Below are 12,410 nucleotides of genomic sequence, written 5' to 3'. Positions count from 1 at the left end.
AGGGTCTTGCAAGCCCATGACGAATGCACACAAAAAGGAAATAAGAAAGTGAGGCAATAAGATCAATGAAGCGGGGACGATGATGGTCTTGCGGCTAAGACTATCCCGCGCAAGTGGGTGCATGAGAAGTCAGGCACATGCGGCCTGACTCGTCATCAAAGATAGAAACAGGTAAATAATTATTCCTGTATCTTCAGTTTCTGTATCTGATAACGCAGTTGGCGGAAGCTCACACCCAGCAACTCTGCCGCCTGGGTGCGGTTGTTGCGGGTCTGGTGCAAAGCACGACGTATCATTTCGCGCTCTACGTTTTCCAGATAATCGGGAAGTGAACAGGGCAAGCTCGGTGCTGAAAATACATCCAGCCCGGCAACAGGTAGGGCAACTGGCGCAACATGCCCGTTATTAATGACTACCTCGGTAGGCACCGGCTGCACGATGGGTAAGTCAGGCATTTTCCTGGTACCGCGCAAAGCCAGGTCGGTTACTTCGATGCAGCCATCGTTAGCAAATGCAACGGCACGTTCCAGTATGTTTTCCAGCTCGCGCACATTGCCGGGAAAATCGTAACTGATCAGGGCATCGATTGCCTCGACTGACATATTAATATCATTGCCAGTCAGTTTTTTCAGGATATTGCTCGAGAGTTCGACGATATCTTCCAGCCGTTCGCGCAAAGGTGGCAAGTGTAATTCGATGACATTGAGGCGATAATATAAATCTTGCCGGAAGCGCCCTTCTTCTACACAGATAGCCAGATTCTGGTGGGTAGCACTAATAATACGTACATCTACCGCTTCTTCCACGGTAGCCCCCACCTTGCGCACCCGTCTTTCCTGTATGGCACGCAACAACTTGACTTGCATGGGTAGAGGCAGGTCAGCCACTTCATCGAGCATCAGGGTACCGCCATTGGCGGCCTGAAAAAAACCTTCCCTGTCATCAGCAGCGCCGGTAAATGCTCCTTTTCTATAGCCAAAAAATTCGGCCTCCATCAAAGTCTCGGGAATCGCACCGCAATTGACGGCAATAAAGGGCTTGTCAGACCTGGCACTACTGGTATGTATTTCCCGGGCTGCCAGTTCCTTGCCGCTACCAGACTCACCAGTAATGATGACAGGCGCCATGCTACGTGCCAGACGACTGATCTGCGCCCTCACTTCTTGCATGCCTTGCGACTGGCCTATCATGAAAGAGTTGGCAGGGATGCTCAATTTTTCCGGCGTCGTCAGTTGTATTTTTTGAACTTCATTGGTTTGCAGCGCAGACCTGACCAGCTTACGCAACTGATCCAGGGCAACCGGCTTGGAGACATAATCGAAAGCACCAGCCTTTAAGGCAACCACGGCATTGTCGGCACTGCCGAAAGCAGTAATCACGGCGATAGGCGTATTCTTATAGAGGGCATTCACTTCCTGCACCAGTTCCATGCCAGAACCATCAGGCAGGCGCATGTCTGTCAATACCAGAGCATAGCTGCGCTTGCTCAGATGGGCACGTGCCAATGCCAGGGTTTCTGCACTGTCTACATCCAGCCCCATTTTGATGAGCGTAATCTCCAGCAATTCGCGCAGATGCGCCTCATCATCCACTACCAGGATGCGAGGACAGACCACAACTTCATTCATACTCATGCACTATATCCAGAGAAATTAATTACAAAACGCCCGCTGGGCTCGCTCTTGCCTTCTTCGGTTTCTTCAACGCGATATTCATAATCAAGCAAAGCATGGTTATTCAAACACAACTCCCTTGCCATATACAAGCCAAGACCGGTACCCATACGCGATGTAGTATAAAACGGCTCAAACAGATGGGAGCGGACTTCGTAAGGAATTGCCGGACCGTCATCTTGTATATGCAACTCTTGCCGGCCGCTACTATTAATATAGGCAAACAGTTTGATACTACCCGTTTGCCCGCTGGCATAGCGTATTGCATTCGACAAAAGATTTAAAACCACTTCACGCAAATGACTGGGATCAAAGTTCACCAGGAAGTTCTTGTCTTTAACGACGACAATAAAGTTGGTAGGCAAATTGCGTGTTTCTACAAAATCCCTGACCATTTCTTCAATCTGGTCCATGACCTGATAAGGCTCCACATCCGATTGTGCCTTGCGTGAGAGCTTCAGGATATCTTCTATGAGCTGATTCAAACGTGCCACATTATCATCAACAATCTTCAGCAGGCGTTGTGCCTGCTTGTTTTCCTGGCCGGGATGACCCAGGTCTTCATTCAATAGTGAGGCGGCATAAGAAATTGATGACAGCGGATTACGCACCTCATGGGCGATACTGGCCGTCAGGCGTCCCATGGATGCCAGCTTCAGTTGCTGCGCCTGATTTTCTATATCTGATACATCTTGCATGAAGATGATGGTATAGCTGCCATTACGTTCCTTGAGGCCACCCGCATTGACCCCCTTGATTGCGACAAAGCGCAGTTTCAGATGCGTCACAAAGTGTGGGCGTTCACGCTCCGTACGTTCCCTGGTGGCAGTATCGGCTGCCATTTCGCCCAGTTCCGGCTTAGGATCATCGAGATAACAGCGTATGGAAACGAAGGAAATTTCTTCTTCTTTGCGACGGTCAGGCAGACTGGGACGCGCCTGCATATTATTGAGCACTTCAACAATCGGCCGTAAAGCCGCAATGCTGCCCAACTCTACCCCTATCATTTCCTTGCTCAGATTCCCCCCCAGCATACGTGCTGCAGCGGGATTGATTTCAAACATGCTGCCGTTTTGGTCCAGCACCAAAATGCCATCGCCCATGTCGGCAATCACCAGTTGGTTGATGGCTTGCTGTATGGCCAGCGCATTACCGCGCTGCACTGCCAGTTGCTCCTGATTGATGAGATTGTGCGCCAGCCGGTTGACCACAGACACCACAGCAAAATAGGCTGCGCCATATAAGCCTGATTGCGAAAAGGGTGCCCCGTCTGCCAGTTGCAGATAATGATAAACACTCTCTCCCAATAAAAACAGGACGACGATGGAAGTAAAAAAGAAAGACCAGAGCAGGGGGCTCAGTATCGCTGCACCTGCCAGCGGGAACAAATACAGGATACCCAGGCCGCTCTTGTTACCACCACTCGCCAGATACATGGTTGAAATGATGATGATGTCCAGCAGTATCTGGGTGCTCAGTTGCCACATGAAACGGCGTGGGTACAGTTGCTTGAGCACCACAAAGCCTATGGCCACTGACAAATAAATCAGGCCTATGTCCCGACCGAACAAAGGTTCACTGGTCCAGATATCTTTGCCACTGCGCAAACTCAGCAAGATCAGCAAACTGGCGGCCACCACAATGCGTGAAGCATTCAGCGTTTGCAGTGAACGCCAGAAAGAATGCGATGGCTCAGATGCTGCTGAGCGGTTTTCAGGCATCAGCAGGGTGTCGTCAGGCAGGCTCATGCAAGGTCAGCATGCTCTTGACTGCAGTACACTTGCCCGCCACGTTGCACGGCTTCTGATGCTGGCAAATAAATCTGGCAATGCGCGCAACAGACCATGGTTTCGGCTGATTCAGTATTCCGTGGTCCAGCATTTTCCGGGCCTGCAGGGCTTCCCGGATACCCGCTACTACCAGACCCGGCACTGGGTGGCTGCATTTTCTTTTTCAAGGCCAGGATGATCAGGACCAGCAAGCCTAACCAGAACAGGATTCTCATGACAGGCTCCTGTGCAACAAGACTTCCAGCACGAAGCGGCTGCCGACATAGGCCAGCAACAAGGTGATAAAGCCTGACAGGGTGAAACTCAATACCGTCTTGCCACGCCAGCCACGCCAGTAGCGCCCTGTCAACAAAATGGCAAACAAGAGCCAGGACAAGAGTGAAAGCAGGGTCTTGTGATCCCATTTGAAGGCGACGCCCAGTACCTGTTCTGAAAATATCACGCCCGACAAAACAGTCAGTGTCAATAAGACAAAACCAAGCAGCACAAAACGAAACAGTATCTTTTCCATGGTCAGCAATGCTGGCAGTCTGTCTATCAAGGCATTCAGCCATTCCGCCTTCTGGGCTGTGCGCAATTGATGCAAGTGCTTGTCTTGCACCGTCATGACGACTGCATGAAAAGCCGCTATCGTCAGCGTGCTATAGGCCAGCATGGCAATCACTACATGCCAGGGGAACATGGCAGTCTTGCCAGCCAGAGCAATCAGGCTACCAGGGAAGAAACTGGGCAGGACAGCCATCATGGCAGCATTCGGCATCAGCAACAGGCGCAAACCGTCAAGAGAGGCATTGCGGTTTTCCAGCCAGCACACAAAGACCGAGACCCATAGCGCAGCTGACAACATGACAGCAAAACCTACCCTGAGCGCATGGTCAGGAAAAATAGTCAGCCATAAAGCCACGCCATGCGTCAGCCAGGCCAGTGCACTGACGACATTCGTGAGCGTCAGCCAGCGTCCTGGCAGGACTATGCTCAATATATATAAGGCAGCGGCAAGAAATGATAGATAGATTTGCATGGGACAAGTTTACACCATGTCGCCTGAAAAGTTGGATTATGCATGTTCAACAGTTTCCACAGGCCCGCTCTATCCTGTCACCGGATTGATCGGCGATAAAGTTTTTTGATATTTTTTGATCTTGTCGTATAGGGTTTTCTTGGGGATGCCCAATGATTCCGCTGCTGCAGCCACATTACTGGCATTCTTTTCGAGCGCAGCCTGTATCAGGCTGGCTTCATACACATCCAGTTTTTCAGGCAGGCTGGAGGCAGCAGCTGATTGGGTTTGTTCACTTTGCAAAGCTGGCAGATCAGCAAATTCAGCCACACCCAGCACCAGTTGATCCGCAAAATTGCGCAACTCACGCACATTACCCTGCCAGTCAGCCTGCATCCAGTGCTGCATTTGTGCGGCTGACCAGGCTGGCACCTGCTTTTGATAACGCAGGGCCGCCCTTTGTACAAAATACGAGAGCAATAAGGGAATATCTTCACGCCGCTCATTCAATCTTGGTAAATGCATGCTGATGACACTGAGGCGGTAATACAAGTCTTCGCGGAACTGTCCTTGCGCGCTGAGCTTGAGCAAATCCACTTTTGTTGCGGCAATAATGCGGCAATCCAGCGCGATTGATTGATTACCCCCCAACCTTTCCAGACTGCGTTCTTGCAAAACCCTGAGCAGTTTGATTTGCAGGTTCAGCGGCATACTTTCAATTTCATCAAGAAATACCGTGCCACCATGCGCATACTCCAGCTTGCCTATACGGCGTTTCTGGGCGCTGGTAAAGGCACCGGCTTCATGACCAAAGATTTCGCTCTCGAATACAGATTCAGGCAGGGCACCACAATTGATGGCCACAAATTCGCCTTTACAGCCACTGGCCAGATGCAATTGTCGCGCCACCACTTCCTTGCCGGAACCGGTCGCGCCATTGATCAATACATCGACCTGGGTTGGCCCTATGCTTTGTATGAATTTCCTGACTTTTTCTATTTGCGGGCTTTGGCCTATCAAATCTGGCGTCGCGGAATGATTTAGCCAGGACAATTTGAGCTTGCGGTTTTCCATGACCAGCCGCCGCTTTTCCTGGGCGCGCAGGCAGGCATCGAGCAATCTTTCAGCCGCAAAAGGTTTTTCCAAAAAATCATAAGCGCCGTGGCGCATGGCCTCCACCGCCATGCTGACATCGCCATGGCCGGTGATGATGATGACGGGCAGTTCGGCATCGATGGCCCGCACCTTTTCCAGAACCTCCAGTCCTGACTTGCCGGGCAGGCGTACGTCAGTAACAATAATGCCGGCATAGCCATCCTTGATATAGGCATCTGCCAGTTCTGCACTGGCACAGGCCTGCACCTCAAAACCACCGAGCTCCAGCGTCTGGGTCGTTGCCAGGCGCACTGCCTGTTCATCCTCTATTAATATAGCGAGCATTTGAGTCATACTGTTTCCTTACTATATGCAGTCATGCGCGATCAGCCAGCGGGATGCAGACTGTAAATTCAGCACCACCATCTGGACGGTTATTCGCTACCAGGCTGCCATTCATTGCCTGCACGATGGAAGAAGAGATCGCCAGCCCCAGGCCCAATCCCTGACCAATTTCCTTGGTGGTAAAAAACGGTTCAAACAAATGACCGGCGACATGCTCGGGTATGCCAGTACCACTGTCGGCAATTGTGATCCTTGCCATCCCCTGCTCACTACCAAGTCTGACATCGACTTCCTTGACAGGGCTATTTTCTACTGCATCCAGCGCATTGCGTATCAGGTTGATCAAGACTTGTTCTATCCTGACGGTATCACCCAGCACCTTGACAGCTTCGGCAACATACACTTGCAGGATAACACCACGCCTGTCGGTCTCGCTGCGCAACAAGCTGACAGCAGACTGGATAGCTGTCTGCACATCCACTTCGGCAATCGCATTCGGACTTTTTCTGGCGAAACCTTTTAGCTGGGCAATAATGCTGCCCATGCGTTCGCTGGCATGACTGATATGTTCAAGGTTGGCCAAAGCCTGCTCTGCCTTGCCCCGGCTCATGAAGGTGATGGCATTGTCGGCAAAGGCACGTATCGCAGTCAGTGGCTGGTTCAATTCATGGGTAATGCCGGTGGCCATCTGCCCCAGCATGGCGAGTTTGCCCGCCTGTACCATTTCATTCTGGGTAGATCGCAACAGGGTTTCGGTCTGTTTGAGTGTCAGGTAACGGCTTTCAAGTTCTGCATTCGCCTGTGTCAATTGCCTGGTGCGTTCAGCGATGTGCAGCTCCAGCTCGTCTGCCGCTTTTTTCAAAGCGCGTTGTGCCAGCCTCCCTTCTTCCAGCCTGCGGCGGCGCTGGTCAAGCACAGCGGCAAAAGCCAGCGTTATCCCCAATATCAGGGCAACTACCAAGGCTGATTGCAAACCCGTCCGCATGACTTTACCCTGATCGGGGAACAACATTAACTGCCAATTCAGGCGCCCTATCTGCCTTTGCAAATATTCGTCATACCCTTTTTTTTCTGCCAGCGGCAATTTGGCAATTGCATCTATATGCTTGCCACCATATTGCAAAGTCGCTTTCAGGTCTTGCTGCACGGCCGGCGTCAGCGTTTGCAGGCTATGATATTTCCAGGATGCGCGATTACTTAAAAACACCACTCCATGTCTGTCGCTGAGTGCAATAGGTTCTTCGCTGCTGCGCCAGGCTTGCTCAAATTCATTCAGGATGATCTTGACGGCAATCACTCCTATCGGTGCCTGCGTCCCGCGCTTGCTACCGGGTGGATAGACAGGCTGGGAAATAAAATAGCCAGGAATATTTGTGGTGTTGCCTATTGCATAAAAATGTCCGGGCTTGACCTGTTTCAAGGCTTCAGAAAAGTAGGGTCTGAAGGCAAAATTCTGCCCCAGATAACTTTGCTCAGTATTCCAGTTGCTGGCGGCGATGGTATTGCCTTGCACATCCATGAGGTAGATTGCAGCAACTTTGGCTTGCTCAGCCAACTCTTGCAAACTCAGGTTCAAAGCCTGTATCTGACTGGCATCGCCCTTTTGCTGCAAGGCTTCTGCCGTCAGCGGCAAATAAGAAATGGCGAAGGGCAGGGTTTCATAACGCTCCAGCACAGACTCAATATCAAGGGCAATGATCTGTAACTGCCGGTCACCAGCCTGACGGCTGTTGTCCCTGGCGATGCCGACAGCCACAAAATAGCTGGCGACCACCAGTGCGATGCTCGCCGCTGCAACGCAGATAAAAATCAGGCGCCGCCCACGGGCATTTTCGGTAGGCGGCGCCGTCACAAGTTTTTACTTATAAATACCGCAGTTGATAACAATGTCTTCATACTTTTCAAAGTACATGGATTTTTGTTCTATCTGTTTAGAGACAGGGTTGACGAACTTATAGTCTTGCCAACCCTTGCCCTTGGTTTTGGCAAGCTCCATACGCTCACGCACAAACAGCTTGCCATCGGCATCTTTTAAATCCATGAGGTCCTTGCCCTGCATTTTGGCATTCGCGCCGTGAGCCAGATTTTTGCCATTCATATCATTGATCGTGACATACAGGTCGCGGTCACGGAAAGGGCCTTGCAGATTATTGACATCAGCAAAAGTCTTGTCCCTGCCATTCGCCTTGATACTGGCAATCACTTTTTGCACCATGGCGACGGCCTCGGGGGCCGTGCCATGGGTGCTTTGCGCCTGACTGGACGCGCCCAGCAAGAAAACCAATCCCGCTACTACAATTCGTGCGAATTTCAGCATGATGTCTCTCCTTATGTTTTTTATGGGTACGTCCAGTTACTACTTTCTACTTGTTGATCAATCTACTGCCGCCATCTTCAGCTCATCATTATGGTGTCTTTGCTGTTCTTCCATGACCAGTTGTCCCAGTTCTCGCTTCAAGGCATTGAAACCCGGGTCAGAAGGATCACGTGAGCGTGGCAATTCAACGATCAAATCTTTTTTCACCGTGCCTGGCCGGTAAGTCATGACGACGATACGGTCAGCCAGATAAATTGCCTCTTCTATACTATGGGTAACGAAGATAATGGTTTTTTTCAGTTCTGACCAGATGCGCAGCAACTCGTCCTGCAGATTGCGGCGCGTCAGGGCATCCAATGCACCGAAGGGCTCATCCATTAACATAATAGGCGAATCCAGCGCCAATACACGGGCAATTGCAACGCGCTGCCGCATACCGCCAGACAAATCCTTGGGGAAACGTGCTTTAAAATCGCTCAGACCCAGCATAGCCAGCAGGCTGGCGACACGCTGCTGGATTTCTGCCTTGCCCATGCCCTTGATTTCCAGGCCAAAGGCGATGTTCTGTTCAACCGTCATCCAGGGAAAGAGTGCATATTCCTGAAACACCATGCCACGGTCCGGACCAGGGGCGCTGACTTTCTGCCCATTTGCAATAATATGACCAGAAGTTGGCAAAGAAAAACCGGCAACCGCATTCAGCAAAGTCGACTTGCCACAGCCTGAAGGACCGAGCAGGCAAACGAACTGGCCTTCCGGTATCTCCAGATTGATATCACGCAAGGCCACGACTTCCTTGTCCGCAGTCTTGAAGATTTTATTCACGCCTTCAATTTTGATATGAGTAGGGTTCATTTCAGTTCTCCAGTCCACGGTGCCAGCGCAGCAAATAATTATTCAATTTATTCATCGCCAGATCAATTGCCAGACCCAGCAAGCCTATGCTCATCATGCCTGCGATAATCTTGTCAGACCAAAAATACTCACGTGCTTCCAGTATGCGGAAACCCAGGCCATTGTTCACGGCGATCATTTCCGACACGATCACCACGATAAAAGCAGTACCAATACCGATACGCACACCAGACAAAATATAAGGTACCGCCGCAGGCAGCATGACGCGTAAAAACATGGTGGTCTGGCTGGCACCCAGATTGCGGGCGGCCCTGATATAGATGCCATCCACATGGCGGACACCGGCGATGGTATTCATCAGTACCGGGAAAAACGCGCCGATCGCGATCAGGAAGATGGCCGGTGGGTTACCCAGACCGAACCACAGAATCGACAAGGGGATATAGGCAATTGGTGGTATGGGGCGCAATACCTGGATCAGGGGGTTCATCCATGCATACATCCTTTGACTCGACCCCATTGCCAGGCCAATGGGCAAAGCCAGGCCAGCACCCACCACAAAACCAACCAGCACGCGGTACATGCTACCCATGGTGTCGCGTATCAACTCGCCGGAAAACACCCAGGCCAGCCAACTCATTGTTGCCGCATCCCTGGCTTCGTAAGGTGAGGCATACTCTATCCATTTTTTTACCACAGCCAACGGTGTCGGCAGGATTTGGGCATTGACCCAGCCCATGGTGGTCACAACATGCCAGATTGTGATCAGAATTACAGGCACGATCAGCCCCGCGCCAATTTCACGCCATTTGAATTTCATGATTTTTCCTTCAAGAATTGAGGAGCTGGGTGAGCAGATTTTGCTCAAAAAAGCAGGCTCACCCTTTGCTCAAGCTACAGACTTACCTGATGCTTATTTTATGTTCAAGCTCTTCTTGGCTTGTTCCAGGAGATCGGTTTTTACCCACTCTTTGGCGACTGGCGGCTTGAGCATTTTGCCTACACCGTATTTTTGCATCAGATCAGTAGTGATCTGTATGTGCTCTGCCGTCACGTCATAGGTGTAAGGCGAGTTTTCTATGGCATTGACGAAGTCTTCATGACTGACCTGGCCTTTGAACATGTTTTCACGCACATATTTCTCAGCCAGCTCCTTGTTTTCGATGAAGGTTTTAGTAGCTTCGACAAAGCAGCGCATGAATTTTTCGGCGACCGGACGGCGTTCTTTGTAGAACTTCTCGGTCATAACCATGGTACGCACTGGCTCACCTATCGGAGTATCGTAGGGCTTGATGATTTCATTCCCAAAACCTTTGTTGATGGCTTGGGAAGAATAAGGTTCGGATTGCATGATGGCATCTATATTCTTGCCCAGCAAAGCCTGGTTCAGATCAGGGAAGCCGAGGTAAATGATTTGCACGTCCTTGCCTGGCTGATCTGAATACGTCAGACCATGCTGTGACAGTTCGGCTGCCAGCAAGATATCCTGTATACCGCCACGGGTAACGCCAACTTTCTTGCCTTTCAAATCCTTGACCGTCTTCATGCCCAGGTCAGTACGTCCAACCAGGCGTGCACCACCTTTGGCAAAACCGGCCACCAGATAAATCGGTGTACCACTGGCACGGGCAGAAATCACTGCTTCTGAAGACACTGCACCCACATCAAGCTCACCGGCGATGACGGCTTGCATGGCATCCAGCCCTTTGGCGAATACGCGCTCTTCTACCTTGATACCGCATTTAGGGGCGATTTCCTTGATATAGGACACTGCGCCATAGTGGGCAAATTTCAGATTACCCAAGCGGACAACTTCTTCGGCCTGGGCTGCGCTGGCGAATAATCCTGAAGTAATAACAGTGGCAAGCAAAATCTTTTTGAACATCTTTGTCTCCTGAGTTTTGATTTGATTTTTTCCTACACGTACTGATTAGCAGATATTGTGCCAGCATCAGGATTTTAGTAAACAACTGATTTCATTCAAGTTTTTATACGGACTTGCCAGACTCGATGCGAAAACCCGGATTATGTCCACCGCACGTTCCGTGTTTTCGCACTGGCTTGTTAACATGAACTAGCGCAAAAATTTACCGTCACGACCTATCATCGTCAAATCCACAAACTCACTACCGCTATGATCTCGTTCGCCATAAGTTACTGTAATACCACCCAGATCCACCTTGTGCATGGATTCCAGTGCACGGATGAGGCCTTCGCGCGTGAGCCCCTTGCCTGCCCGTTTCAAACCTTCTACTAATAATTTGGCAGAGACAAAGCCCTCCATCGCGGCATACGAAGGTGCCACACCATTTTCTTTGGCAATGGTCTTGAACTCCTGCCCCAGGGTACTTGAGACCAGGTGAGGTGCCGGCATGATCTGCGAGACCATGATGCCAGTCGCTACCGGCCCAAGAGAATCGATAAAGGATTGCGAAGCATTATTCGACAAGGTCATGATTTGTATGCTACTGCCTTTGGCACGCAAGCCACGGATAATTTCTGACACCGTGGTGGCTGAGCCCACAATGATCAGCGCCTTGGCTGGCGATTTGACAACCTCATCAATCGCCTTGGCCACATCCGGCTTTGCCCTGTCATACTTGCTGATCAGAGAGGGTTTTAATTTGAAGCTGTCCATCGCACTGGTAAAACCCGCCAGGCCGTCACTGCCAAAAGTATCATCGACATGCACGATGGCGATATCTTTCAAGCCTATGGTGGAAAACTGTTCCACAGCTTTTTGAACTTCATCCTGATACTTGGCCCTGACATTGAAGACATAGCGGTTAACCGGGTTATGGAACACTGCCGCACCGGTACTCGGTGCCACCAGTGGCACCTTGCTGGACGCCAGGATGGGCAGGATAGCCTGGGTATGCGGTGTCCCACGGGACTGGAACAGGGCAAAGACATGGTCTTTCTTGATCAGCGCCTCAGCGTTGGTGGCGGCGATGGCGGGGTCGAACTTGTCATCAACGATATGCAGTTCTATCTTGCGACCATGCACGCCACCATTCTTGTTGATCTGGTTGAAATAAGCCGCAGCTCCGGCATTCATTTCCTTGACTGGCCCGGCAATCTGCCCTGTCAGCCCCACGGTTTGTCCTATTAATATGCTATTGTCAGTGACGCCTTCCTCTGCCAGGCTATAGCCAGACGAAGCAATCAGGGTGCACAGGGTAAGTATGCGTGGCAAGCGCCAGGCACGATGAAGTCGTCTCATGATTGTCTCCAGATTATTGAGCGTCTATTTTTGAACCGGTGACAAAATCAGACTGACATTGCAGAATGTCCAGCCATCTTTACTTTGTCACAAGCTCTGGGATAGCGCTCTT

The 12,410-nt window shown here is 50.8% G+C and carries 11 protein-coding genes; all 11 read right to left on the bottom strand.

What is annotated here, in order from left to right:
* Nucleotides 1-179 precede the first annotated feature (179 nt).
* The 11 genes from AC3WQT_RS08555 to AC3WQT_RS08505 all read right to left on the bottom strand — a co-directional run bounded on the left by AC3WQT_RS08555 (nucleotide 180) and on the right by AC3WQT_RS08505 (nucleotide 12,298).
* The gene (locus AC3WQT_RS08555; RefSeq protein ID WP_492703456.1) at nucleotides 180-1,634 is read right to left on the bottom strand and encodes a sigma-54-dependent transcriptional regulator; all 1,455 of its coding nucleotides are present in this window, start codon (nucleotides 1,632-1,634) and stop codon (nucleotides 180-182) included.
* Nucleotides 1,631-3,421, bottom strand: coding sequence for a two-component system sensor histidine kinase NtrB (locus AC3WQT_RS08550; RefSeq protein ID WP_492703455.1), 1,791 nt, complete (start codon nucleotides 3,419-3,421; stop codon nucleotides 1,631-1,633). Before AC3WQT_RS08550 ends, AC3WQT_RS08555 begins: the two co-directional genes overlap by 4 nt.
* On the bottom strand, nucleotides 3,418-3,678 hold the full coding sequence (locus AC3WQT_RS08545) for a PP0621 family protein (RefSeq protein WP_492703454.1): 261 nt from the start codon (nucleotides 3,676-3,678) through the stop codon (nucleotides 3,418-3,420). The genes AC3WQT_RS08550 and AC3WQT_RS08545 overlap by 4 nt, the downstream gene beginning before the upstream one ends.
* Nucleotides 3,675-4,484 (bottom strand): cytochrome C assembly family protein, encoded by an 810-nt coding sequence (locus AC3WQT_RS08540; RefSeq protein WP_492703453.1) that lies wholly within the window; start codon nucleotides 4,482-4,484, stop codon nucleotides 3,675-3,677. The genes AC3WQT_RS08545 and AC3WQT_RS08540 overlap by 4 nt, the downstream gene beginning before the upstream one ends.
* Nucleotides 4,485-4,553: 69 nt before the next feature.
* Complete coding sequence (locus AC3WQT_RS08535; RefSeq protein WP_492703452.1) at nucleotides 4,554-5,912, bottom strand: sigma-54-dependent transcriptional regulator; 1,359 nt, start codon at nucleotides 5,910-5,912, stop codon at nucleotides 4,554-4,556.
* A 22-nt stretch (nucleotides 5,913-5,934) separates the two neighbouring features.
* Nucleotides 5,935-7,755, bottom strand: a complete 1,821-nt coding sequence (locus tag AC3WQT_RS08530) for a sensor histidine kinase (RefSeq protein WP_492703451.1) — start codon at nucleotides 7,753-7,755, stop codon at nucleotides 5,935-5,937.
* A 6-nt stretch (nucleotides 7,756-7,761) separates the two neighbouring features.
* Nucleotides 7,762-8,220 carry a cache domain-containing protein gene (locus tag AC3WQT_RS08525; RefSeq protein ID WP_492703450.1) on the bottom strand — a complete coding sequence of 153 codons (459 nt, stop codon included), beginning with the start codon at nucleotides 8,218-8,220 and terminating at the stop codon, nucleotides 7,762-7,764.
* 57 nt (nucleotides 8,221-8,277) lie between these two features.
* Nucleotides 8,278-9,075, bottom strand: coding sequence for an ABC transporter ATP-binding protein (locus AC3WQT_RS08520; protein WP_492703449.1), 798 nt, complete (start codon nucleotides 9,073-9,075; stop codon nucleotides 8,278-8,280).
* Between the two features lies 1 nt (nucleotide 9,076).
* Nucleotides 9,077-9,895: an ABC transporter permease gene (locus AC3WQT_RS08515; protein ID WP_492703448.1), complete on the bottom strand. Its 819-nt coding sequence runs from the start codon at nucleotides 9,893-9,895 to the stop codon at nucleotides 9,077-9,079.
* 93 nt (nucleotides 9,896-9,988) lie between these two features.
* The gene (locus tag AC3WQT_RS08510) at nucleotides 9,989-10,960 is read right to left on the bottom strand and encodes an ABC transporter substrate-binding protein (protein WP_492703447.1); all 972 of its coding nucleotides are present in this window, start codon (nucleotides 10,958-10,960) and stop codon (nucleotides 9,989-9,991) included.
* Between the two features lie 189 nt (nucleotides 10,961-11,149).
* On the bottom strand, nucleotides 11,150-12,298 hold the full coding sequence (locus tag AC3WQT_RS08505; protein ID WP_492703446.1) for an ABC transporter substrate-binding protein: 1,149 nt from the start codon (nucleotides 12,296-12,298) through the stop codon (nucleotides 11,150-11,152).
* Between the last annotated feature and the right edge of the window lie 112 nt (nucleotides 12,299-12,410).

Source organism: Undibacterium sp. FW305-107, from assembly GCF_058788535.1.
Note: the sequence above shows the minus strand (reverse complement) of the source record. Positions and strands in the feature narration are given on the sequence as shown.

Excerpts from the sequence above, each read along its gene's own strand:
- AC3WQT_RS08535 (WP_492703452.1), bottom strand. The coding sequence starts at position 5,912 with ATGACTCAAATGCTCGCTATATTAATAGAGGATGAACAGGCAGTGCGC.
- AC3WQT_RS08525 (WP_492703450.1), bottom strand. The coding sequence starts at position 8,220 with ATGCTGAAATTCGCACGAATTGTAGTAGCGGGATTGGTTTTCTTGCTG.
- AC3WQT_RS08540 (WP_492703453.1), bottom strand. The coding sequence starts at position 4,484 with ATGCAAATCTATCTATCATTTCTTGCCGCTGCCTTATATATATTGAGC.
- AC3WQT_RS08550 (WP_492703455.1), bottom strand. The coding sequence starts at position 3,421 with ATGAGCCTGCCTGACGACACCCTGCTGATGCCTGAAAACCGCTCAGCA.
- AC3WQT_RS08505 (WP_492703446.1), bottom strand. The coding sequence starts at position 12,298 with ATGAGACGACTTCATCGTGCCTGGCGCTTGCCACGCATACTTACCCTG.
- AC3WQT_RS08515 (WP_492703448.1), bottom strand. The coding sequence starts at position 9,895 with ATGAAATTCAAATGGCGTGAAATTGGCGCGGGGCTGATCGTGCCTGTA.
- AC3WQT_RS08520 (WP_492703449.1), bottom strand. The coding sequence starts at position 9,075 with ATGAACCCTACTCATATCAAAATTGAAGGCGTGAATAAAATCTTCAAG.
- AC3WQT_RS08555 (WP_492703456.1), bottom strand. The coding sequence starts at position 1,634 with ATGAGTATGAATGAAGTTGTGGTCTGTCCTCGCATCCTGGTAGTGGAT.
- AC3WQT_RS08545 (WP_492703454.1), bottom strand. The coding sequence starts at position 3,678 with ATGAGAATCCTGTTCTGGTTAGGCTTGCTGGTCCTGATCATCCTGGCC.
- AC3WQT_RS08510 (WP_492703447.1), bottom strand. The coding sequence starts at position 10,960 with ATGTTCAAAAAGATTTTGCTTGCCACTGTTATTACTTCAGGATTATTC.